The following is a 21,901-nucleotide window of genomic DNA, read 5'->3' as shown; positions in this document are numbered from 1 at the left end:
GGGTACCGTCTTCGGGTACCAAGCCATCCCAGTCAATACATTCATGCGCGAGCTTATCAGTTCATGCACCCACAACCCGCAAGAAGGGTTCGGCGGGCCGTGGTTCATCTGATTAGTGTAGTTGGATCTCGACCAATAGTCTAAAGTGTTAATGGGTGGGAGAGGAAGTTTCAGATTTATGAAGACCATCACAATTCATATAGGAAATCCGAAAACCGGCACGACATCCATCCAGGAAACGCTCAAAGCCAATTGCAAGCTTTTGGAGAAAAACGGCCTTTTATACCCATTGGAGAATTCTACTAAAGATTCTTTTCGAAAATGGAGTAACAGAAATCACCGAGGTTTGGTTATTCTGGCCGAACCCGATCGCAATTGTTGGACCCGAAGCTTACGGGGACGAATTCCGGAGTCCATGGTAGCCACAGCTGTTGACCATGAAAAACAGATTTTTGAACGCGTTTTGAAGCGGATCGCAAGCTCAGAAGCTGATCATGTGGTTATATCATCGGAATCCTTGGGTGGGCTGACCCGCAATTCGGTTGCGCGTTTAAAGGCTCTGTTCGATCCACTCAACGCCAAAATAAGAGTACTCTGCTATTATAGGCACCCGGTCCAATCCTATTTGTCCAAAATTCAGCAACGGATGAAGGCCAGCGGTAGTAAATTAAACTTTCAAAAATTTTCTCGACCGATTTCCAAGAAATATGAGAAATTCTCCGCTGTTTTCGGAGATGCTGTAACTATTCGCTCGTTCGACCAAGCAAACTCAAGACAAGGGGATGTGGTCGACGACTTTTTGAGTTTTGTGGGCGTGGATGATGCTACGATAAAATCTTTGAAACGAGTGAATAAGAACATCTCGGATCCTGCGGAAGTCATCGTGGCGCAATACTGGATCCGGAGCCGCGCATTCATGGATCTGGAGGGCGTTTTTGCCGGTCCGAACAGACAATTGAACCTCGCGCTGGCTCGGGCGGCCGAAGGGCTAGAACTTAACCGGCCTGCATTGAAAGAAAATGTTGCGAATACTGTCTTGTATAACAATCGGGACGAGTTGAGGTGGTTGAAATCGAAATTGGGCATTGTCTTCGACGGCATCGACTATGACAATCTAGACGTGCAGCCGGAACTAGATCTTAACTCAGCCGGATTGGAAGAAATACTTCAATTTGATCAGAGCAAAGTCGACCAACTCATAGCCCGCACAATCCGTGAGCTATGCGGCGCTACCGAGTAGACATGAGCTAAGGCTCTGCCAATAGGAGCTAATTCTGTGCTATACTTCCATGCTTAAGTTGCGAGTTTACAGTGGGTGGTGAGGGACTCATTAACTCTTAGACTACAGAGTAAGCTGAGCGCCCTGCCTCAATCCGCATGTGCACGATGTATTGTCTGGAACTGCTGAAACCAGCGCTCACTTGGAGAGATGTCCAGAACTGTTCGCAGGTTGAATGTTGCGCAACCTTCCAGATGGTTCAATCGCATCTGACATCTTGCTGCGATCAATTTTATTGCCGTTCGAACAAAAGCAAAGTGTTTGCGCAGCGGCGGCGCAGCGCAGCATGCTCGGCTAAAGACGCTAGGGGACAATTGCCCCCTGCGATAGTTAGATTTTGACCCAAAATGCGTTGTAAGCTCTCGTTGGCTTTTACTGTTCCAACATTGGACGGCCAAGCCGAGTGTTTGCACGGTAGTTATGAACCCAGACGGAATTTGGTGGGTGTCACTCCGGTCTGCCCACGAAAAAACCGAGTGAAGTGGGATTTGTCCGAGTAGCCAAGCATGAGGCCGATCTCAGCTATTGTCATTTTGTCCTTTTTGAGGTGCTCCTTAGCGACATCGATACGCAGTCGTTTGACCTCGCGTGTTAACGTTGTGCGTTGTTGCTTAAGTGCTTTCAATAACCGTTCTGGCTGTATCCCCAGCAGTCCGGCCACCATCTCTGGCCCCAAGTCCGTTTCATCAAGTTTATCACGCAAGACAGATCGCAAAGCGGCCACCACGGTTACTTCTTCATCTTCGCGATACGAGGCTATTGGCGTGGCAGAGTCCTCTGAAACATGGTGCAAGAATAACCATTCCACAGGAAAGCTAATTTGCATCCCGGGATCGGTCCCAAGACCAACTTCAATCCCTTTGTAGTCAATTGGCAGACCATTAATGTACCTGCTTTCCCATCGCACACGAGATGGATCCCAGGAATTTCCAACTACTGTCTGCAATAGGCGCACATAGATCGCGGCTCCAAATCCGGTGACCTGAATGGGCGGGACAGTTGGTTCTTGTTGCCTCTCGATCCGATAAGTCGCTTTGTCCGCCTCAATGACAAGGCTGTGCCGCACCGAATTGGACTCTTGTGGAACAAGCCCGACAAAACGGGCAAAAAACTCGAACAACGTTTGTGTTGATTGCAGGGCCTGAGCAAACGGAGGCCATCTCTGCAGGTTAAACGTCTCTCCTACGTTTAGACCAAGATATCGATCCCCCGACAAATCCGAAAAGGCATTCAACAAACCATAGACCAACTCTGAATGGACATAGACAGATGGGTCAGACAACAGTTCAGCTTTTAAACCGACTTGGTCCAAGGCTGGCTGCGGATCAATCCCGTGTTGGGTGAGATATTCCAGAAACGGAGCTGCTAACGCGAGGCGAATAAAGCCCTCGCTATGTTCTGGCGAGGTGGAATTAAAAGGCAAGCTCGGCACCTTTGTTAGGATTGTTAGTTTTGTACAGTGGCCACTTTTGCAATCACATTCGAACATTATAATTCAAAAGTGGCAACCGAGCCAAGATTTTCCGGACTACAGTTGGCAAAACGTGAATATGAAGGGAGACCTTATGTCCGGCTTACGAATGTCCCTTTGCTCGACAGTGATTGTCGCAGCAGTTCTTACTTTTGCGGCGTCCGCAAGGGCTCAGGATCAAGAACAACCACAAACGCTGTTTACCAATGTTCATGTCTTCGACGGTGTGAATGAGCAGCGTATTGAAAACGCTAATGTTCTGATTGAGGGCAATCTGATCAAAGCCGTCTCAACCGATGTAATAGACGCACCAGACGCAACTGTGATTGACGGCGGTGGGCGCACACTGACCCCCGGCTTCATTGAAAATCACGCACACCTGATGCTGCCCGGGCCCACATTGCCCGCAATGGAAGCCAACAGCACTTGGGAAGACCTTGCGATTCACGGCACTCAAATGGCTGAGATGTACTTAATGCAAGGGTTCACTACAGTAAGAGACGCGGGCGGCGCTAACGGAGGTCTTCGTCGCGCAATCGACTCCGGAACCATTGCCGGGCCGCGTTTCTACCCTGCAGCTGCTTTCCTAAGTACACGAGGCGGGCATGCTGATTTTGCCAACTTTACAGCACCTGTTGGCCAGTCTTCAAACTTCAGCCGTCTGAACATGGCTCAAGAAGTCGATAGTGTCTCTGACATGTACAAGTTTGCTCGTAACAACTTCCGGATGGGAGCTACGCAACTGAAGTACATGCAGTCAGGCGGTGTAGTTTCAGCGTTTGACCCGTGGCAGTTGTTGGCTGGATCGACGGCAGAACTAGAAGCGGCCGTTCAGGTCGCCAACGAATACGAAAGCTACGTCATGGCCCATTCCTACCGCAAGGAAACGATTATGGCGGCGCTGAATGCTGGTGTCCGATCAATTGAACACGGGTTCATGTTTGATTGTGAAATATCGGCGCTGATGGAAGAGAAAGGGGCCTACATCACAACCAATCTCACTGCATTTGATCCAAATCTCTTCGATATTCCTGCCATTCGAGATGTCCCAGCCAGTTTGCGAAAGGCACAGTCAGCTACGCAGGCTTTTGGCGACTACATAAAAAACATGAATGAGTGCCCAGCTAAAAGAGGGTTTCACACGGATTGCGTAGGTTCTGTAGCCGCCTGCAATATTCAAATTGCCTATGAAAAACATCTCAATAATGAGTTCTTTGGCTCTCACGCCTCGTTGGTAGCAATGACATCTACTGGCGGTGAAATCGCCGCTTTGTCCGGACCGTTCATGAATCCCTATCCCGAGGGCAATCTGGGTGTGATCGAAGAAGGGGCCTATGCGGATATCCTGCTAATCGACGGCAATCCACTTGAAGACTTCTCGGTTGTTGGGACAGGTGATCAGTGGTTCGGTGCCGACCCGAGGCCTGAAAGCCCAGATACGATCCGCCTGATAATGAAGGACGGCGTCATCTACAAAAACACACTGGACTGACCAGTCTAAACAGCCGGAGAGTATTTATGCACCATTGGTTCCGCTCCTTACTAATTGCAGGGTTGGTTTGGTGTGGCCATCCTGTCATGGCGACGCCAGGAACCGCGTTGGACTGGTCTGACTTGCCTGACCCGTCCGCGCAGGTCTTTGAAGACCCCTATCGCGAACTTAGCGCCGAACAATTCGACGATGTTCTTTACGTCGTAAGGCTGCGCGGCAGGCTACAGCAGGATAGTGGCAGCGAAGAAGAGAGACTAAAATGGCAGGAGCTTCTGAACGAGACTGAGGATGCCTTGGCAGGTGATGGGATTGATGTCGACTGGCTACTCGATCAGCGAGAGGTTGTGACTGAACGCCGAAGAAAGGCTGGCACGATCGGAAATCCGCAATTCGATGGTCAAACAATCACTCTTGCGGGCTTTGCCATTCCCGCTCCGAGTGATCCGGACGGTCGGCCTGTGGCATATTTGGTGCCAGAAAGAGGGATGTGCAGTCACATGCCTCCACCTCCGCCCAACCAGATGATCCGTGTGCGGTTGAACGGCGATTGGACGCCCAGCTATTTTCATGAACCCGTAAGGTTAACGGGAACGCTGACTATCGATCCTTCTGTTCAGAGTATGATGGTTGTGGACGGCCCGATGCCCATGAGTGCGACGTTCCAGTTGGAAACAGGCAGCGTAGAGACTCTGGAAACTGAGGTAGGCAAGTTGGAATGGAAAGAGCGTGCCGCCGATCGCATCCGGGCGGCGGGGGATCGCAAGACCGGTGGGACAAAGGCGTCTGAATGATAAGAATTCTGATTGCCGCATTGAGTGTTGCCTTCGCGAGCGCGGTCTCGGCGCAAGGACTGTCCGGACCTTCTTCTGTTGAAGCTGATCTAGAGCCCGGGGATGGGCTAACTGATCCCCAATACCGTTCGGATTTTCCGCGCAATATCGCACCGGGTTGGTTCCAGTGGAAAGACCGTGTGGCTGAGGGTGGGTTTCGGTTCAATATCGATTACTTGGCATTGGGCCAATCCACGAATGCTGATCTGGGAACCGGTGAAGCGGCCAGCGGGATTGCGCGTTTCTACGGCAGTTGGCAGGCAACTGAACGGGGGTCTCTGACATTCAAGATCGAAGACCGGCACAGTTACACCGATGTTGCCCCGCAGTTTCTGGGGCTGGATGGCGGAGCACTTTCGATCACAGGCACAGCGTTTAACGACAATGGCCTGTTGTTGACCAACCTGTTTTGGACCCAACGGGCCGAGAACGGCTCGTGGACGCTGCAAGTCGGCCAAATTGATGTAACCGACTTTGTGGATATATACGGACTGGTCAGTCCCTTTAGTGGGTTTCAGAACCTGTCCTTCAACACCAACCCGACTATTAACACGCCCAACCAAGGTCTTGGCATTGCCGGCGGGGTAAAGCTGAGTGAGAACCTTTACGTCGTTGCCAGCGTATCAGACGCAAACGCTGACCCGTCTGATCCAAATTTTGATGTGTTTAGCGATGGCAGTCTCTTCAAATCACTCGAACTTGGCTACACCTCCGGCTTTGATCGCATCTACTTCGACAATATCCACTTGACCCTTTGGCATGCGGATGCAGCCGACGATGGCAGCCGCCCTGAAGATTACGGGGCTGCCTTCTCAGCGGCTTGGTTTGTTGGCAATAAATGGATGCCGTTCTTTCGGGCCGGGGCATCAAAAGGGACAGCGGCACTTTTCGATCGGTCAGTTTCTGCGGGTCTTGGCTACTACGGTCGCAATACCGATTTGGCCGGTCTGGGCCTGAACTGGGCCGAAGCAAGAGGCATAGACGGTGATCAGTTTACGCTGGAAGCCTTCTACCGCTTTTCAATCTCACCGGGGCTGCAGATCACACCGTCGGTGCAGTTCATTTCCGACCCTCTTCTGAACCCGGATCAGGATAGCATTACGCTGTTCGGCCTTAGAACCCGGATCGTTTTCTGAGGTGGTTGGAAAGCAGACGCCAAAAATAACGAAACATTCAGTTTTGTCGGTAAAAGGGAGGATCCATCCATGCGTACCTTGTTTCTGGCGGGCACGATGTCTGTTTTTTCGACACTATGCGCCGCGCAGACTTACGACGTCGTCATTCTCAACGGTCGGGTAATGGACCCGGAAACCGGGTTCGACCAGATTGCTAACGTAGGAATAAGCAACGGCTGGATCACTGCGATTACCGACGAGGAAATTAACGGTAGCGAGACCATCGATGCGACAGGACACGTTGTGGCTCCCGGATTTATCGACCTGGAGCAACACGGGTTGGACCCTTGGGGTATCAAAGTAAACCTTAGGGATGGCGTCACAACCCAAATGGATTTTGAGGTCGGGGCCGCTAACATTGATGAATGGTATGAAGCACGACAGGGTGCAACGCAGGCCAATTATGGCACGGTTGTTGGGCAAGAATTCGCACGTATACGGGTTCATGACGGCCTCGTGCTTGAAGGTGGGGACATTGACTTCCGGAACTTCTTCGCACTGAGGGCGCAATCCGTGGAAGATGGCGTCGAGGGGTGGTCCTCTGTTCCAAGCAACCGTGAGCAAATGAACGAAATCACTGCGCAGCTTGACGAGGGGCTGCGTCTTGGAGCACTCGGCGTGGGATCGACCATCGGCTACGCCCGCGAAGGAATTACAACCTATGAGATGTTCGAAGCGCAGCGGGCTGCGGCGCGTTACGGTAGATTGACCTCTGTCCATCACCGATTTCATCCAAGTGCTTCGACGCCGACAGAAACACAGACGGGTGTAAATGAAATCTTGGTCAATGCGATGGTGCTTGGTGCACCGCTTCACATACACCATGACAATGACTATGGCTGGTGGGAGAACCAAGAAAAACTCCAAATGGCTCGCGATCAAGGCTACAACGTCTGGTCCAGCTACTATCCTTGGACCGCCGGATCGGGAAACTACGGAGCCTCGATCATCGCCCCCGAAAATTGGGAAGGTTCGATGGGTTACAAATACGAAGACACCATCTTTGACCCCCAGCTCGATCGCTTTGTAACCAAAGACGAGTTTTTGAGTTTTGCTGAGAATGAACCGGGACGGACAGCCATTGTTTTTAGCCCTCCAAGAGAGCAATGGCTAAACGATTGGATCACCATTGCGGGCTATGGCATCTCGGGCGACGGTATGGCCGGGCTGGACATCGAGGGCAATCTGATGAGTTGGGATGCCCCCTACGAAGACTATGCAGGACATCCTCGGTCAGCAGGCAGCCACGCGCTTGTCTTGAGGTTGGCCCGTGAAGCGAATGTGCCGCTAATGCTTACACTGACTCAGCTAAGCTACATCCATGCGAAGCGATTAGGTGACACGGGCTTGCGAGCAATGCAGGTGCGTGGGCGTATGCAAGAAGGGATGGTCGCGGACATCACGATTTTTGATCCTGAAACTGTGACCGAAAAGGCGAACTATACTCTTGGTCAGCAAGGCCTTCCGTCAGAAGGTATTCCGTATGTGCTCGTTAACGGAACCATTGTTGTTAAGAACAGTGAAGTGCAGCGAGATGTTTATGCGGGGCAGCCGATCCGGTTTCCCGTCGAGGAAAACGGGCGCTTTGTTCCTGCTGGTCGCGAACAAATCATGGGTATTCTCACGCCGGACACTGGCACAGCCCGTCCAACACTGCTCGATGATATCACAAATAGTGAATCCAATTCTGCACCTGTAGTGCCACGACCCCATCAGTTTGCCTCGGCAAAACCATACGACCTTTATGATTGGTTTGCACCTCTCAACGGCTTGGATGACGGTGCCCTCTTCTTTTGCGTAGTTCACGCGCGCTTCGAAGATCGCGAGACTGCAAAACGTGACTATGCGAGGGCTATGTTGTCCAAGGTTGGGGGCAACAAATCCAAACAAATAGAGATGCAAAGAGCAAACTAACTCTCGGAATGCACAGTTACTGCAAGCCGAAAACCCGCCTTTGGCACGACGCGAACATCTGGCGACGCAAGGGCGCACTACGGAGCTCGCACGACTTCGACTGGTTGTATCTTTGACAGGCCGAACCGCCAACCACTGGATGCAGCCGTTGAGTTTCTTCGCAGCAGGTCTTCAAAAGCGTTAGATGAAGCTTTTGTTGCAATGGACCAAATCTACTGCGTTGGAGACATCTTTCTTCGTTTTAAGCGCAACGCAGGCTCAGCGGTCGTACTTTCGAGCGCGGCACAAAAGAGACAATAGTTGCGTAAGTTCTTTGTGTATTGTGGGGAAACGATGGTGGGTGATGAGAGACTCGAACTCCCGACATCTTCGGTGTAAACGAAGCGCTCTACCAACTGAGCTAATCACCCGTGACGGAGCATGTAGCCAAGCCTGCGCGCGGGTGCAAGAGGGTTCAGCACAATTTCTTTGCTTAATTTTCAGAACGATCTTTTTTGGCTGTCGCAGGCCCTGTGAATACCGCTTGTATTCCAAAGGCTGTGTTTCCAGTGCTCGGTAAAGCTACTTGCGCGCCCCCCGTTGCCTCAGATATTCCCGAAGGGACTGCAACCTTTCAGACGGGAGAGCCCATGATCCTGACCCTTGCCCGCCGATACCTCGTCGCGGCCTTGGTGTTGGGTACATTGATGCTGGCGCCGGTCCGGGCCGGAGCGGCTGATATTTTGGTGTTCGCTGCGGCTAGTCTGAAGACCGCATTGGATGAAATCGCACCAATCTTTGAACAAGAAACGGGGAACACAATCACCGTATCCTATGCGGGTTCATCCGTTCTGGCGCGTCAAATTCAGTTGGGCGCGCCGGTGGATGTTTTCATTTCCGCCAATGTAGACTGGATGAATGTCCTGCAAGATGACGGGTTGATTGACGTAAGCTCGCGGGCGGAACTGCTGGGCAATGAGTTGGTCCTGATTGGTGGGCTGGATAAGGTTCAGATTGGTGAAATCCAGCCGGACACCAACCTGTCAGTTGTATTGGACGATGGATATCTGGCAATGGCTCTGGTCGACGCGGTTCCGGCCGGTATCTACGGCAAAGCCGCTCTTCAGAGCCTTGGGCAGTGGGATGAGGTTCAGGCGCAGATTGCGCAAACCGACAATGTCCGTGCGGCGCTGGCACTCGTTTCAGTGGGGGCGGCGCCGCTGGGGATTGTTTACCAATCGGACGCGTTGGTCGAAGATCGGGTTCAGATCGTCGCGACCTTTCCGCAAAATTTGCACCCGCCCATCATCTACCCGGCAGCAGTAACAGTATCTGCTTCACCTAATGCGCAGGCCTTTCTCGATTTTCTGGAAACGGAGGTGGCGCAATCCATCTTTTTGGAACAGGGCTTTGCCCTGCCGGGCGGTTGACGCATGGGGTGGCTCGGTCCTGCGGAACTTGAAGCGCTGAAACTGTCACTGCGCGTGTCTTTCTGGGCCACACTAGTGACCCTGCCATTTGGTATTTTTGTAGCTTATGCGTTGGCGCGGTGGAGGTTTCCCGGGCGTCAGTTGCTGAATGGGCTGGTGCATTTGCCGCTGATTCTGCCTCCAGTTGTGACGGGTTATCTGTTGCTGTTGACCTTCGGCATCCAAGGTCCGTTGGGGATATTGTTGGCCGAGTTTGGCATCGTCGTAGCATTTCGCTGGACGGGTGCTGCGTTGGCAGCCGGAATTATGGCCTTTCCCTTGATGGTCCGGGCCATTCGCCTGTCGATTGAGGCCGTGGACCCAAAATTGGAACAAGCCGGAGCCACTCTGGGTGCGTCGCGGATGTTTGTGTTCGCCACGGTTACCTTGCCGATGATCTTGCCCGGTGTGATCGCCGGAAGTATCCTAGCCTTCGCCAAGGCGATGGGAGAGTTCGGGGCCACGATCACCTTCGTGTCGAACATTCCAGGGCAAACTCAAACACTGCCATCGGCGGTTTACGCATTCCTACAGGTTCCAGGAGGGGAGGCGGCCGCAACTCGGCTTGTCGTGGTGTCCATCATCATCGCTATGGGCGCGCTTCTATTGTCAGAGTATGTCGGGCGTCGCGCCGCGGCTCGGGTGTCCGGATCATGAGCCTGTCAGTACGCTTGCAACACGACCTGCCCAATCTCAAATTGGACCTAAGCTTTGATGCGCCTTCGGGTGTGACGGTCTTGTTTGGGCGGTCTGGTTCGGGAAAGACCACTGTTGTGAATGCAGTCGCCGGGCTGTTGCGCCCTCAATCCGGGCGTGTCACCGTCAACGACTGGGAGCTGTTCGATACTGAGCAAAACCATTGGCTACCCCCACATCGCAGGCGGTTAGGCTATATCTTTCAGGAAGGTCGTCTGTTTCCGCATCTGACGGTGCGGCAGAACTTGGCCTATGGTCGTTGGTTCGCACCGAAGCGTGCGCGCTTGGAAAACTCAGACAAAGTGATCGAAATGCTGGGCATCGAAAACCTGTTGGATCGCCGTCCGGCAGGTCTGTCGGGCGGGGAAAAGCAGCGTGTTGCTATCGGACGCGCGCTGCTGGCCAGTCCACGGCTCATATTGGCTGATGAACCTTTGGCGGCGCTGGATGACGCACGCAAAGCAGAAATCCTGCCTTACTTCGAGAGGCTGAGGGATGAGGTTTCAGTGCCCATTCTTTATGTAACCCATTCTGCGGCCGAGGTCGCTCGGCTAGCAACATCCGTGGTTGCTTTGCAGGACGGCAAAGCGGTTCGGCATGGCCCAGCCTCTGAAGTGATGGCCGACCCGTCCGTGGCCCCGGCTGGCGTTCGGGCCGTGGGTGCGGTGCTAAATGTGTGTGTACGGGAACATCATGTCGACGGTTTGACCGAGCTTGAGGCAGGCGGCGCGCGCTTGTTCCTGCCAAACATCCCGCATCGGATAGGGGAACAACTGCGCATTCGTATCCCCGCACAAGAAGTCATTTTGTCCAACAAACGACCTGAAGGGTTGTCGGCCCTCAACATTCTTGAAGGTGTCGTCGAAACCATTCGCGCAGGCGAGGGTCCGGGGGCCATTGTTTCGGTCAAGACCCCGGCGGGACCGGTGTTGGCGCGTGTTACCCGCCGATCGGTCGAAACGTTGGGTTTGGCGCCCGGCAAGTCCTGTTTTGCGGTAATCAAGACTGTGGCATTGGCGCCCCAGGACGTTGGAGGGCGGTTAGCTATACGCTAAATTCCGTGAGTATTGCGGCTGGAATCTCTAATCAGCCGGTTGGGCGAACGTCCTGTTCAAGCTGTCCCCCTGAAAAAGCGTATAGTTGAAGGACCCAGCCAGAGAGTCTCAAACTTTACTCATCGGATATGCCCTCTATAATCCTATGTACGGCAAGAGTTTTTTTATTAGAGGCGTTATGCCATGAGATTATTCAAAGTTTTCGGCGTTGGTGTTGTGGCGTTACTGCCTGCGCTGGCGCATTCAGCTGGAGTCGGGATCGGGTTTGGTATCAATCCAGCCTTTCGTGCGACCGTGACGCCACTGGACGATGGGACCTATAGGGTGGCCACACACGGGTCGTCGGCTGCAATTGCTTACTGGTGTGGCATTGGTGATTTCGCTATCCGCACCCTTGGCCTGCCGACAAACCAACGGATTTATGTCTCGAAAGCCTACGAAAAGCAGACGAGGACCGTGCAGTTCTCGCTGACACCGCCAGAAGGTGCCGATACGTCAAAGAGCTATTCGATCACGGTTAGCCGCGTAGGTGAGAATATGTCGGCCAGCGGGGCCCAGAGCCATTGCTTCGACAATATTATGGATTTTGATTTCTGAAAGCGGATCAGATCCATTTCGCCATAGGCGGCAGACTCATCAGTACGGCATCCGGATCGTGACCTGTTTCCAGCCCGAATTTGGTGCCCCGGTCGTAAACTAGGTTGTACTCGGCATAGAGACCGCGGTGCACGAGCTGAGTATTTTTGTCGTCGTCGCTAAACCCCTGCACACGGCGCTTTTCGACCAGTGGCACAAAGGCAGGTAGAAAAGCGCGACCGATGTCTTGTGTCAGTGCAAAATCCGCAGCCCAATCACCAGTGCAGTAGTCATCCATGAAAATCCCACCGACGCCACGCGCACGTTTTCGGTGCGGGATGTAGAAATACTCGTCTGCCCATTCCTTCAGGCGTGGGTAATGCGCTGGTCCGTGCGGATCCAGATGCGCTTTTTGTGTGTCGTGAAAATGGGCTGTGTCATCTTCGTATTCAATGCAAGGATTCAGGTCTGACCCGCCACCAAACCACCACGCGTGCGGAGTCCAGAACATGCGGGTGTTCATATGGACCGCTGGGACGTGTGGGTTTTGCATATGTGCGACCAGCGAAATGCCCGAGGCCCAAAAGCGTGGATCTTCGGTCATGCCGGGAATGCCCTTGCGAGCAGCCATCGCTTGCTGCGCGCGAACGCCAAGCGTGCCATAAACGGTTGAAATATTGACGCCAACCTTTTCAAACACGCGACCGCCACGCATCACAGACATCAACCCGCCACCCGCGTCGGAACCATCTTCTGACTGTCGCCTGGTTTCTTTGACCTCAAATCTGCCAGGTTTGGCGTCTGAAAACGGCCCCGTTTCGTGGCTGTCTTCCAAAGCCTCAAACGAGGCGACGATCTCGTCTCGTAGTTGGCGAAACCAGGCCGAGGCGGTAGATTTTTCAGTTTCGAACATGCGGGTCAGTGGGCCGGGGCTGCAACGGGGTCCAGCAAGGTTCGACCTCCGTCAATGGTCAGGATTTGTCCGGTAATGAAACCGGCTGCGTCAGAGGCCAGAAACTGTGCGGTTTCTGTCAGTTCGGTCGGGGCGGCGATGCGGGCCAAAGGCGTGTGTTTTTCGATATCGTCCCGGAAATCACGGTTTTCTTTCAAGGTGGATTGTAGCGAGGCACTCATCACAGAACCCAGTGCGATGGAATTCACCCGAATGCGGTTCGGCGCAAACGCCACGGCCAGAGAACGGGTCATCTGGTCCAAGGCGGCGGTAGACACCGAATAGGCCATGAGGTCTGGGTGAGTGCGGCGTGCCGCAATCGATGACAAATTGATGATCGAACCCGCGATGCTGTTTTCGTCTTCTCCGGCCTGTTTGATCATTCGCTTTGCAACTAGTTGGCTGAGGCGTAGTGCAGGCATCAGGTTTTGGTTCAGCAGTGTGCGTACCGAGTCATCTTCGACATCCAGCGGATCAGATGGGATCACTTGGCGTGCGCCGTTGACCAGGATGTCAACCTGGTCGAACGCGTCGATTGTGGCTGACAGCAAGTTGGCAATGGTCAGCTTTTCCCGCAAATCGCCCGCGAAGAAACGGATGTTGCTGTCATCGGCCTGTTCGCCCAACTCTTCGATTAGCCGTTTTTCGTCCATGTCGGCAAACATGACATTGGCACCTGCATCGGCAAAGTGACGTCCGATGGCTAGGCCCACACCTTTGGCGCCACCGGTTACGATTGCTGTTTTGCCAGCTATGGAAAAGGACATGCGTTTCCTCCTGAATCACAGGGCAGGTTAACTAGGATCACCGACGAGGGCGAGAGGCGTGGAACACCTTAAACCGATTGTCGCCAGCAACTTCTTCAACATGGGCGAACGTTTCGTTAAGCGTGGTTTCATAGGGCAGGTGGCGGTTCGCTACCATCCAAAGTGAACCGTTACGGGTCAGATTTTTGGCTGCGGATTTGATGAAGCCCTGCCCCAATGCCGGTTCGGCACTGCGCGACGTGTGAAATGGTGGGTTCATGACGACGATGTCGACGGGTTCAGATGCATGCCATGTCACGGCATCTGCCCAGTGAAACTGAGCGCGGGGATCGACCACATTGGCCCGAGCGCAGGTCAAAGCGGTGTGGTCGGCCTCGACCAAATGCAAGGTTTTCAGTCCGGCTGCCTGCAGCAACCCCGCCGAGAGGTACCCCCAACCGGCGCCCAGATCAGCAACCCGGGCGCCTAGATTCTTGGGCAGCGCCTCCAGCAAAAGGGCTGAGGCAGGATCGATACCGTCGGCAGAAAACACGCCGGGCGCCGTTTGAAATCCATCGGCGGTCTGGTTTTTGGGTGCAGCCCAATCTTTGAAAGCTTTTGCGTCAGACTGAAACCAAAAAATCTTGCCATGAGCCTTGGAAATCAGGCCCTCAACGGCAACGCGCTTGCGTATATCTTTCAGCAGACTGTCCACTCCGTCGGTCTTGGTGCCGTCGACAACAACAACACCGGTGGCGCGGTTGCAGGCCTGGTACACCATGGACCGGGCCAGCGCTTTGGCACGCGGCAGGACGACGATGGCGTCATGACACGGGTCTTGCGTCTCGGGTTTGACGTTAAAGCCCAGATTGGAAAAGTGGTCGTGAAAGGGTTTAAAGGGCTGCACCACTTGCGTCTCACGCGGCAATGCAGACAAATCGCTAGCCAATGTCGGCCCAAGAACGGTCAACGGTTGCGACAGTGTCAGGCCGCTTTGCAAGGCAAGATCAAGGCGAGGGGACATAAGCGATACAGGTCAGAGCGGCGGGGCCTTACTCTTCTCGTTCCATAGTGCACTGCAGTGGGTGCTGGTGCCTGCGAGCAAAGTCCATGACCTGTCCCACTTTGGTCTCGGCGATTTCGTGGCTGAATACGCCAACAACCGCCACGCCTTTTTTGTGGACGGTCAGCATGATTTCGAATGCTTGCGCGTGGGTCATGCCGAAGAACCGCTCAAGCACATGTACGACAAACTCCATCGGAGTGTAGTCGTCATTCAGCAGCAGAACCTTGTACAGCGGCGGGCGCTTGGTCTTGGGGCGCGTCTCAACCAGAACGGACGAGTCGCCCTCGTCGTCCGATTTGTCAGACATCATCCATTGGTGTTCAAGCATCGCGTTCTACTGTCCGATTCAGGCTTCGGTTTATCTGAGCGCTTATATAACGTCGAACGGGCCAGAGAAAAGAGCCAGCAGGACGTAATCGACATGGGTCAAAACCTTACCACAATCGGCTTCGATGCGGATGATACTTTATGGCACAACGAACGGTTTTTTCAGCTTACACAGGCTCACTTCACGGATTTGCTTGCCGATCATGCCGATCGGGAACACCTGTTGGATCGTTTGTTAGAGGCTGAGAAGCGGAACATCCGGCACTATGGTTATGGAATCAAGGGGTTTACCCTGTCGATGATCGAAACAGCCATCGAGGTGACCGAAGACCGCGTTCCGGCCTCGGTGATCCGTCAATTAATCGAAGCCGGGCAAGAGATGCTGGCGCATCCGATCGAGCTGTTGCCGCATGCGCGCGAGGCGATCGAGAGCGTGGCTGACACGCATCAAGTCGTGCTGATCACCAAGGGCGATCTGATTGATCAAGAACGAAAGCTCGCGCAGTCAGGATTGGGCGAGTTTTTTGACGGGGTTGAGATCGTGTCGGAAAAGATGCCTCAGACATACCGGCACATATTTGATCAGTACAAAGGCGGACCTGAATCCGCGATGATGGTCGGCAACTCAATGCGATCTGATGTTGTAGCGCCGATTCAGGCTGGATGTTGGGGCGTGTATGTGCCGCATGGCTTGGTCTGGGAAATCGAGCAGGCCGAGAAGCCGTCGGACAATCCGCGTTTCCACGAGTTGAAGGATTTGGGACAGCTAGCAAAGCTTGTGCAGGCACTAAGCTAATGTTGCCGAATGGTCTCAGTCATAGAAAAACAACGCCCGGCAACGGCAAACTTTCGTCATTTTCATTGATGTGGTGGGTGCGTAGCTGGCGTCCGACAAAATGTTGTGCGAGCCAGAAGTCTCTATAGATTGCCAAATCACGAGCTTTTGGTTTATTTCGCCAAGCCCATGTGCTAGCCTCATCGTTAATAAAAAGTTTTCTGCTGACCGGGAAAACCCGGCGGCGTGAGGTAGACAGAGGCAAAAATCGTGCAGGTTCGGCGGACAGTTCCGGCCCGAATGGGCTTATTTCTTTTAGCATTCTTGTGGCTGCTCTCATTCGCGCCGTTGCAAGCGGTGGCAGCGCCCTACGCGGCGATGGTGATTGACGCGCGCACAGGTGAAGTGCTGCATTCGCGAAATGCCGACACAAGGCTTCATCCGGCTTCACTTACAAAAATGATGACCCTCTACATTGCGTTCGAAGCGGTGCGGAATGGCGAGATTGAGCTGGACACACCGGTTCGCATCACTCGGGCAGCGGCGGCTGAGCCGCCTTCGAAACTGGGTTTGCGCTCGGGTCAGACGATTGCATTCCGATATCTGATTCGCGCGGCTGCGGTGAAATCGGCCAATGACGCCGCCACTGCCATTGGGATCGCGATCAGCGGATCAGAGGCCGCGTTTGCCCGTCGTATGACCCGGACCGCCAAGGCGATGGGCATGAGCCGCACAACGTTCAAGAATGCCCATGGGCTAACAGAATCGGGCCACTTGTCGACTGCACGGGACATGACCACGCTGGGCCGCCATCTGCTGTATGACTATCCGCAGTATTATAACCTGTTCTCGCGCCAATCGACTCATGCCGGGATCAAGACGGTTCCGAACACCAACCGTCGTTTGCTGGCTGCGTATCAAGGCGCAGATGGGATAAAAACCGGCTATACGCGGGCCGCAGGCTTTAACTTGGTTGCTTCCGCCAAGCGCAAAGATGAACGCATTATCGCGACTGTTTTCGGTGGAAAGTCCGGTGCATCACGCAACGCCAGGGTGGCAGAACTGCTGGATATGGGCTTCCGTCGCGCGCCTTCGCGCGCACCTATCCGGAAGCCGGCCCGCCCAACCTATGCCGGGAACGCTGGACTGGGCGCAACAGTAGCAGCCCTGACCGGCGCGCCAGCCTCCAGCCTACGGCCAGTGTTGCGTCCGGGACCAGGCGCTGCGGTGCAAGTTGCAGGTACCGTTGCTGCAACTGCCGCCAAAAATGGCACGCGGATTCAAGACGGTATCGCGGCGGCGATTGCAGCCGCCGATATCCAGGAAACGACCGGCGATGCGACACGCCCTGTAGCGCGTGAGGACGATGTGGTTCTTGCATCGACCGCTCCGGCCGACATTCCTGAACCCGAGCAGGAAATCGTGACCCGACTGTCCACCTCAGGTGGGCACCTTTGGGGCGTCAATGTAGGCCGCTATACCACCCGGTACGAAGCCGAGAAAATATTACTGAAAACTGCCCTGTCGGAGATGACCACTCTGGAAGGTACGCTGCGCAAGGTGAACCAAAGCTCGCGCGGTTTCGAAGCGACTTTCCAAGGAATGACCCGCGAACAAGCTGATTTGGCTTGCCGCAGGCTTCAGGCCCGGAATGTCACCTGTTTCATGATCGGACCATCATAAGATCCGACATGTGTTCTCCTGGATGGGTCTGGGCTGCGGGGAAACTCGCAGCCCTTTTTTAGTCAAATACCGCGCCGTGGTGATATTGCTCGTCTTGTCCGGCCGCAGCAGTCAGGGCCGCTACGTTATCCTTGGTGAAGAACCCATCATAGTGATGGCAGCGCTCGATATATTCGGTGATGAGCAGGGTGTACTTTGAGTGTTTAGAGAAGATCTGCTTGAGGTTCGGGTCGTCTTTGCACTCTCCCACCACATGGGCGAGGAATGGCACGCCTTTGTCCTTCAACGTGTTCACAACAAAGTCCACGTTCTTTTCCCCGGCGCCGTGATCGCCATCCTGAATCTCAACCGCCATGTGATGAAGACGGCGACCAAAGTTTCGGACAAAGTCTTCGGTCGGCATTGGCAGTTGCTCGAAGGAATTCACAAATGATGGCGTGTTGTTTGCCGTGAAGACCTTGGCGGGGGATTTCTTGTCATCATCCACATCCGCGTTCCGGTTCACATTGGTTGACGAGTTCATGTCAAAGATGTTGTACGCGCCCCAGAAGTAATAAGGCACCATCGTCAGAAATTCGAGGATCGCGTCCTCACGCTCACCGGCCAGAATGCGGGTTGCAAGGTGGTCGATGCCCAGCATCAGCGGGGCGATCTTGCTGTCCGCTCCGAAGGCTGCGGCCTGATCCAACTGCGCTTGCTCGGCATCGCTCAGCAGGACACGGTCGCCTAAACCCAAACTGTCGGGTTCATTAAAATCCAGTACGGAATAGCCGACACGGTTGCAGGTGAAATCTGACGGGGTGGTGAATCGAAATCCGTCCAAAGTGTAGAACGGATTCTCAGTGTCGCCGCTATATTCAAAGCGGATGTTCTGATCTTCCAGTGTCTTGGTCAGAGCCTTTAGGTCGGTCGCGCCGTAAATCTCTCCGACATAGCGGGTCTGCGGGGTATTGCGGGCCAGCGGGTACATTCGGTTGATGCGGGGTATAAAGTCCTCAAAACTGGGGCTGAGCGGAGCCATCACAATCATTGCTGGGTAATTGGGATGCGAATGCAGGATCGCGAACTTGTGGGTCTGACCCAAATATGAGGCAGTGTGACGGTAAGGGGTCATCACATACAGCTCGATCAATGTATCGAACAGCGCCGTTGACTCTACCTGCAAAACGATCGCGCGCATCGCGCTGACCTGGTCCGCAACCCCCGAGCTGCTGCGCCTCTCGTAAATCTTGGGCAAGTACTCCTGAAAGAAGTCTGAGTTTTTTTTGTCGCCGCGAGGCTCGTAAGACATCAAATCGAAAGACATGAATTTTCCTCCTTGCGCCTGCCCGGTGGTATGCGGACTTGGCCCTATGTGAATTTCCAATAATCAGAACATGCACTTGTAGGCATGCTAGGGTTAGAAACCCGACGGAGCAACAGTAAGAAGGTAGGGCGCAAAACTTACGCCGTGATGACTATCGGATGAATTTTGTCACCTCGACACCACCCGTGATTAGGTTCTCTCGCACAGACCGGGCGATCTGTACCGCGGTTGGGCCATCCCCATGCAGGCAGATCGTGTCAATCGAGGTTTCCAGGAGTTTGCCGGATTCGGTGACTATGGCGCCTTCGCGGACCATGTTCAGGATACGCGGCCCGGCAAGCGCGGGGTCGTGGATGACCGCTCCGGGCAGGCTGCGATCAACAAGAGTACCGTCGTCGTTATAAGCACGGTCCGCAAAAATTTCGCCGACCCACTTACAGCCCAATTCGCGCACGGCTGTTTCCTGCTTGGTTACGGCCAAAACCATGATGATGATGTCTGGGTCCACGTCCAAAGCGCCCTGATAGCACGCTCGCGCCATGTCAATATCGACAGAGCACATATTGGCCAGCGCCCCGTGCAGTTTCAGATGCCGGACCTCGGTGCCGATAGCCTTGGCGACACCCTTAGCTGCACCGAGCTGATAGCGTACCAGATTGCGCAATGAAGCATGGGGTACTTTCATGTTGCGGCGGCCAAAGCCTTGAAGATCAGGAAAACCCGGATGCGCACCGATACCCACGCCATTTTCGGCTGCCAGCTCCATCGTCTTGACCATAACATCCGGGTCGCCGGCATGAAAACCGCAGGCGATGTTGGCCGAGGTGATGATTTTCAGCAGGCTTTCGTCATCGCCCATTTTCCAGGGGCCAAAGCTCTCTCCCATATCAGCATTCAGATCGACGCTGGGCATCGGCAAAACTCCTTAGTCGGTGGCAGAGATCATTCCGCTTATCAGTTGGTAGGATAACAGGTCGGGGATGTCATGCGGATCGCGGACCAATGGTTCCACTCGAGCCCGCATGTTAGATAGTTCGGAAAGATAGGCTGCGTGCAGCTTGATGGCTTCTTCCATCGATACGAATTGGAATTGTATGTGCCCGCCTGCCGGGGTTTGCGCCGCGCGGGGCAGGTCACAGGGTAGAACCGTGGCAATGCGAGGGTAGCCTCCAGTGGTTTGGCATTCGGGCAGCAGGATAAAGGGGTTCCCCGTCCCGGTCATTTGAATATCGCCGGGGGTTATCACCTCGGACAAGATATTTAGCTGGCCTTTAGCGGCAAATCCTTTGCCATCTCTGTCCAACTGCATCCCCATCCGGTTCGCCCGCGTGCCACGCTTAAACGTAGTCTGGCTAAACCGATCCAGTGTTTCCTCATCAAAAAGGTTGGTCTGAAAACTGGCCAGCACGCGAAGGACGCCCCCGGCAAACCGGGCGTTTGGTGGCAACTTCATACCCGCATAGCCCGAATGCGGACCAATCGGCAGCAAATCCCCTGCTTCCACGGCGCGCCCAACCTTTGCAGTCAGATGTGTTGAACGTGACCCTAGGAATTCCGGTGTATCAATGCCCCCACCGATGTGCAGGTAGCCGTAGTTGCCTTGCGTTGCAGCCCCAATGAACAGTTGCTGGCCGGCCTTCAGGTAATGAGAGGCATTCCAGACAATCGGCGTGCCATCAATACTCGCCTGCATAGGTGCACCGGTCAGAGCGACATTGACCGCTTGAGTGGCCTCAAACGTGCCGCCCATTCCAGCCATTTCTAACGCGGCATGATCTGGGCTTTGCCCCAGTAGGGCTGCCCCCTCATGCAAAGCCTGTTGGTCGGCGGCGCCGGATCGCGACAGACCTTGATCCAGGTATCCTACGCGCCCCTGATCTTGCACGGTGCAGGCCGGACCGATGGTACGGACAATCAGGCTCATGCCGGAATCTCCTCGCAGCTCGCGCCGCCCGAGTTGTCTTCGGTCGCCTGTATGGTCTCAAATTCTTCCCGAGTGATGGGATAGAATTGCATCTCGTCTCCTGGACGCAACGCAAAGCTACTCTCGGATTCAGGACGGAAACAGCGAAAAGCTGTTTGGCCTACATGCCGCCACCCGGTCGGAGTCGGGCCAGAAAACAGCACAAATTGCGATATTGCCAGAACCAGTGCGCCCGTGGGCACCATCGGGGTCAGTTCCTTTAGGCGTGGGATGTTGAATTCTGGCCCTAACGGCCCCAGGTACGGTTGCCCGGGTGCAAAGCCGATCGTGAGAACGCGTACGCGTGTTTCGCTCAGGCGTCGTATCGCCTCTGCGGAAGACAGCCCGGCCGTCGCCGCAGCCTCATCCAACTGAGGTGCAAGCTCACCCCCGTAAACTGTGGGCACCTTCCACAGTCTCCGCCCAACAGGCAACGAAGCGTGATACCAATCGTTTTGATCCAGCAATTGCGTCACGCGTGCGCGAATTTCCGAACACGGTAGGCCAAGCGGATCAAACCGGACATATGTTGAAGCTAAGGAAGCGGACGTTTCAATTACCCCGTCCCACTCTTGGGTATCAATTGCATTACGGAAAGCCAGTGCCGCCCGGTTGGACGATTCTGCCATCGTATCGTCAAACGAGATCAAGAGGCCGTCCAGGCCAACAGTGCGTACGCGGGGGAATCGGTCGGGGCGAGTGGGCGTCATATTACAAGGGTTTTGAGCGTATCATTTTGGTGAGGTGACTGTATCCGACGCAAATGCGCAAGACCGAAGCCACTACTCACAGTTTTTTCATCCCTGTGAAGCGCGACGAGTCGGTTGATTTGGGTGAAATCTGAATCGGTTTGACGGTGGCGACTCGCTTCGGGCTTGTGGTTTAGTTTGACGGACTCACTAAATGTGGGGTGGTGGTGAGTGCGAGCGGCTTGGGACTGTAGTTCTGTTAGTTGGTTCCTTGCCAATCTGATGGTGTTCGGCAGGGTAGGGTGGAACTTAACCAACTGATTTAAAATAGTAATTTTCAGATGCGCAAAAAAAACGCGCAAGATGTAATTTTCCACTTGCGGCTAGTGTCGGTTATACTTAGAACCCCCTTCACCGGCGCTGCTGAGGCGCTTGGGACGCTGCGGAAGCGGCGGTGA

21 protein-coding genes and 1 tRNA gene are annotated in these 21,901 nt (G+C 54.3%); 11 read left to right on the top strand and 11 right to left on the bottom strand.

The features are described 5' to 3' along the window. The first annotated feature begins 178 nt into the window (after positions 1-178). On the top strand, positions 179-1,240 hold the full coding sequence (locus ACR0L3_RS14280; protein ID WP_480746423.1) for a hypothetical protein: 1,062 nt from the start codon (positions 179-181) through the stop codon (positions 1,238-1,240). A 457-nt stretch (positions 1,241-1,697) separates the two neighbouring features. On the opposite strand, the gene ACR0L3_RS14275 is transcribed toward ACR0L3_RS14280, so the two are convergent. Then, positions 1,698-2,702 carry a helix-turn-helix domain-containing protein gene (locus tag ACR0L3_RS14275; RefSeq protein WP_480746422.1) on the bottom strand — a complete coding sequence of 335 codons (1,005 nt, stop codon included), beginning with the start codon at positions 2,700-2,702 and terminating at the stop codon, positions 1,698-1,700. Positions 2,703-2,844: 142 nt separating this feature from the next. On the opposite strand from ACR0L3_RS14275, the gene ACR0L3_RS14270 reads away from it, so the two are divergent. The 4 genes from ACR0L3_RS14270 to ACR0L3_RS14255 all read left to right on the top strand — a co-directional run bounded on the left by ACR0L3_RS14270 (position 2,845) and on the right by ACR0L3_RS14255 (position 8,161). Then, entirely contained in the window at positions 2,845-4,242 is a 1,398-nt protein-coding gene (locus tag ACR0L3_RS14270) for a metal-dependent hydrolase family protein (RefSeq protein ID WP_480746421.1), read from the top strand. Between the two features lie 26 nt (positions 4,243-4,268). Next, a complete protein-coding gene (locus ACR0L3_RS14265; RefSeq protein ID WP_480746420.1) occupies positions 4,269-5,033 on the top strand; it encodes a DUF3299 domain-containing protein in 765 nt (254 codons plus the stop codon). Beyond that, positions 5,030-6,208 (top strand): carbohydrate porin, encoded by a 1,179-nt coding sequence (locus tag ACR0L3_RS14260; protein ID WP_480746419.1) that lies wholly within the window; start codon positions 5,030-5,032, stop codon positions 6,206-6,208. Before ACR0L3_RS14265 ends, ACR0L3_RS14260 begins: the two co-directional genes overlap by 4 nt. A 69-nt stretch (positions 6,209-6,277) precedes the next feature. Then, complete coding sequence (locus tag ACR0L3_RS14255) at positions 6,278-8,161, top strand: amidohydrolase family protein (protein ID WP_480746418.1); 1,884 nt, start codon at positions 6,278-6,280, stop codon at positions 8,159-8,161. Between the two features lie 334 nt (positions 8,162-8,495). Here ACR0L3_RS14255 and ACR0L3_RS14250 read toward each other — a convergent pair. Beyond that, positions 8,496-8,571 (bottom strand) — tRNA-Val (locus ACR0L3_RS14250). Positions 8,572-8,790: 219 nt separating this feature from the next. On the opposite strand from ACR0L3_RS14250, the gene modA reads away from it, so the two are divergent. From modA to ACR0L3_RS14230, 4 genes are all read left to right on the top strand, one after another. After that, entirely contained in the window at positions 8,791-9,570 is a 780-nt protein-coding gene (gene modA, locus ACR0L3_RS14245) for a molybdate ABC transporter substrate-binding protein (protein ID WP_480746417.1), read from the top strand. A 3-nt stretch (positions 9,571-9,573) separates the two neighbouring features. Next, on the top strand, positions 9,574-10,266 hold the full coding sequence (gene modB, locus ACR0L3_RS14240; protein WP_480746416.1) for a molybdate ABC transporter permease subunit: 693 nt from the start codon (positions 9,574-9,576) through the stop codon (positions 10,264-10,266). Continuing rightward, complete coding sequence (gene modC, locus ACR0L3_RS14235) at positions 10,263-11,360, top strand: molybdenum ABC transporter ATP-binding protein (protein WP_480746415.1); 1,098 nt, start codon at positions 10,263-10,265, stop codon at positions 11,358-11,360. The genes modB and modC overlap by 4 nt, the downstream gene beginning before the upstream one ends. A gap of 183 nt (positions 11,361-11,543) precedes the next feature. Then, positions 11,544-11,957 carry a hypothetical protein gene (locus ACR0L3_RS14230; RefSeq protein WP_480746414.1) on the top strand — a complete coding sequence of 138 codons (414 nt, stop codon included), beginning with the start codon at positions 11,544-11,546 and terminating at the stop codon, positions 11,955-11,957. 7 nt (positions 11,958-11,964) lie between these two features. Here ACR0L3_RS14230 and hemF read toward each other — a convergent pair whose 3' ends face one another. From hemF to clpS, 4 genes are read right to left on the bottom strand one after another with little or no spacing between them, the layout of a single operon-like run. Beyond that, positions 11,965-12,849 carry an oxygen-dependent coproporphyrinogen oxidase gene (gene hemF / locus ACR0L3_RS14225; RefSeq protein ID WP_480746413.1) on the bottom strand — a complete coding sequence of 295 codons (885 nt, stop codon included), beginning with the start codon at positions 12,847-12,849 and terminating at the stop codon, positions 11,965-11,967. Between the two features lie 5 nt (positions 12,850-12,854). Further along, positions 12,855-13,655: an SDR family NAD(P)-dependent oxidoreductase gene (locus ACR0L3_RS14220; RefSeq protein WP_480746412.1), complete on the bottom strand. Its 801-nt coding sequence runs from the start codon at positions 13,653-13,655 to the stop codon at positions 12,855-12,857. A gap of 37 nt (positions 13,656-13,692) precedes the next feature. Then, positions 13,693-14,658 carry a class I SAM-dependent methyltransferase gene (locus ACR0L3_RS14215; protein ID WP_480746411.1) on the bottom strand — a complete coding sequence of 322 codons (966 nt, stop codon included), beginning with the start codon at positions 14,656-14,658 and terminating at the stop codon, positions 13,693-13,695. Positions 14,659-14,686: 28 nt separating this feature from the next. Continuing rightward, positions 14,687-15,028, bottom strand: a complete 342-nt coding sequence (gene clpS, locus ACR0L3_RS14210; protein ID WP_480746410.1) for an ATP-dependent Clp protease adapter ClpS — start codon at positions 15,026-15,028, stop codon at positions 14,687-14,689. Positions 15,029-15,121: 93 nt separating this feature from the next. Here clpS and ACR0L3_RS14205 point away from each other — a divergent pair, with 93 nt between their 5' ends. Further along, positions 15,122-15,823, top strand: coding sequence for an HAD family hydrolase (locus ACR0L3_RS14205; RefSeq protein WP_480746409.1), 702 nt, complete (start codon positions 15,122-15,124; stop codon positions 15,821-15,823). A 19-nt stretch (positions 15,824-15,842) separates the two neighbouring features. On the opposite strand, the gene ACR0L3_RS14200 is transcribed toward ACR0L3_RS14205, so the two are convergent. Further along, positions 15,843-16,124, bottom strand: a complete 282-nt coding sequence (locus ACR0L3_RS14200) for a hypothetical protein (protein WP_480746408.1) — start codon at positions 16,122-16,124, stop codon at positions 15,843-15,845. Between ACR0L3_RS14200 and ACR0L3_RS14195 the strand changes: the two genes are divergently transcribed. Then, positions 16,103-17,485, top strand: a complete 1,383-nt coding sequence (locus ACR0L3_RS14195; protein ID WP_480746407.1) for a D-alanyl-D-alanine carboxypeptidase family protein — start codon at positions 16,103-16,105, stop codon at positions 17,483-17,485. The genes ACR0L3_RS14200 and ACR0L3_RS14195 overlap by 22 nt on opposite strands. Before the next feature lie 58 nt (positions 17,486-17,543). On the opposite strand, the gene ACR0L3_RS14190 is transcribed toward ACR0L3_RS14195, so the two are convergent. From ACR0L3_RS14190 to ACR0L3_RS14175, 4 genes are all read right to left on the bottom strand, one after another. Continuing rightward, the gene (locus ACR0L3_RS14190) at positions 17,544-18,791 is read right to left on the bottom strand and encodes a hypothetical protein (protein ID WP_480746406.1); all 1,248 of its coding nucleotides are present in this window, start codon (positions 18,789-18,791) and stop codon (positions 17,544-17,546) included. Positions 18,792-18,942: 151 nt separating this feature from the next. Continuing rightward, the gene (locus ACR0L3_RS14185) at positions 18,943-19,704 is read right to left on the bottom strand and encodes a LamB/YcsF family protein (RefSeq protein ID WP_480746405.1); all 762 of its coding nucleotides are present in this window, start codon (positions 19,702-19,704) and stop codon (positions 18,943-18,945) included. Positions 19,705-19,716: 12 nt separating this feature from the next. Continuing rightward, a complete protein-coding gene (locus tag ACR0L3_RS14180; protein WP_480746404.1) occupies positions 19,717-20,715 on the bottom strand; it encodes a 5-oxoprolinase subunit C family protein in 999 nt (332 codons plus the stop codon). Next, the gene (locus ACR0L3_RS14175; protein WP_480746403.1) at positions 20,712-21,464 is read right to left on the bottom strand and encodes a 5-oxoprolinase subunit B family protein; all 753 of its coding nucleotides are present in this window, start codon (positions 21,462-21,464) and stop codon (positions 20,712-20,714) included. The genes ACR0L3_RS14180 and ACR0L3_RS14175 overlap by 4 nt, the downstream gene beginning before the upstream one ends. Between the last annotated feature and the right edge of the window lie 437 nt (positions 21,465-21,901).

It is taken from the genome of Ruegeria sp. CK1 (genome assembly GCF_056536545.1).
This window is presented reverse-complemented; position numbering and strand designations above follow the sequence as displayed.

Excerpts from the sequence above, each read along its gene's own strand:
- ACR0L3_RS14280 (WP_480746423.1), top strand. The coding sequence starts at position 179 with ATGAAGACCATCACAATTCATATAGGAAATCCGAAAACCGGCACGACA.
- ACR0L3_RS14270 (WP_480746421.1), top strand. The coding sequence starts at position 2,845 with ATGTCCGGCTTACGAATGTCCCTTTGCTCGACAGTGATTGTCGCAGCA.
- ACR0L3_RS14265 (WP_480746420.1), top strand. The coding sequence starts at position 4,269 with ATGCACCATTGGTTCCGCTCCTTACTAATTGCAGGGTTGGTTTGGTGT.
- ACR0L3_RS14260 (WP_480746419.1), top strand. The coding sequence starts at position 5,030 with ATGATAAGAATTCTGATTGCCGCATTGAGTGTTGCCTTCGCGAGCGCG.
- ACR0L3_RS14255 (WP_480746418.1), top strand. The coding sequence starts at position 6,278 with ATGCGTACCTTGTTTCTGGCGGGCACGATGTCTGTTTTTTCGACACTA.
- modA (WP_480746417.1), top strand. The coding sequence starts at position 8,791 with ATGATCCTGACCCTTGCCCGCCGATACCTCGTCGCGGCCTTGGTGTTG.
- modB (WP_480746416.1), top strand. The coding sequence starts at position 9,574 with ATGGGGTGGCTCGGTCCTGCGGAACTTGAAGCGCTGAAACTGTCACTG.
- modC (WP_480746415.1), top strand. The coding sequence starts at position 10,263 with ATGAGCCTGTCAGTACGCTTGCAACACGACCTGCCCAATCTCAAATTG.
- ACR0L3_RS14230 (WP_480746414.1), top strand. The coding sequence starts at position 11,544 with ATGAGATTATTCAAAGTTTTCGGCGTTGGTGTTGTGGCGTTACTGCCT.
- hemF (WP_480746413.1), bottom strand. The coding sequence starts at position 12,849 with ATGTTCGAAACTGAAAAATCTACCGCCTCGGCCTGGTTTCGCCAACTA.
- ACR0L3_RS14220 (WP_480746412.1), bottom strand. The coding sequence starts at position 13,655 with ATGTCCTTTTCCATAGCTGGCAAAACAGCAATCGTAACCGGTGGCGCC.
- ACR0L3_RS14215 (WP_480746411.1), bottom strand. The coding sequence starts at position 14,658 with ATGTCCCCTCGCCTTGATCTTGCCTTGCAAAGCGGCCTGACACTGTCG.
- clpS (WP_480746410.1), bottom strand. The coding sequence starts at position 15,028 with ATGCTTGAACACCAATGGATGATGTCTGACAAATCGGACGACGAGGGC.
- ACR0L3_RS14205 (WP_480746409.1), top strand. The coding sequence starts at position 15,122 with ATGGGTCAAAACCTTACCACAATCGGCTTCGATGCGGATGATACTTTA.
- ACR0L3_RS14195 (WP_480746407.1), top strand. The coding sequence starts at position 16,103 with ATGGGCTTATTTCTTTTAGCATTCTTGTGGCTGCTCTCATTCGCGCCG.
- ACR0L3_RS14200 (WP_480746408.1), bottom strand. The coding sequence starts at position 16,124 with ATGCTAAAAGAAATAAGCCCATTCGGGCCGGAACTGTCCGCCGAACCT.
- ACR0L3_RS14190 (WP_480746406.1), bottom strand. The coding sequence starts at position 18,791 with ATGTCTTTCGATTTGATGTCTTACGAGCCTCGCGGCGACAAAAAAAAC.
- ACR0L3_RS14185 (WP_480746405.1), bottom strand. The coding sequence starts at position 19,704 with ATGCCCAGCGTCGATCTGAATGCTGATATGGGAGAGAGCTTTGGCCCC.
- ACR0L3_RS14180 (WP_480746404.1), bottom strand. The coding sequence starts at position 20,715 with ATGAGCCTGATTGTCCGTACCATCGGTCCGGCCTGCACCGTGCAAGAT.
- ACR0L3_RS14175 (WP_480746403.1), bottom strand. The coding sequence starts at position 21,464 with ATGACGCCCACTCGCCCCGACCGATTCCCCCGCGTACGCACTGTTGGC.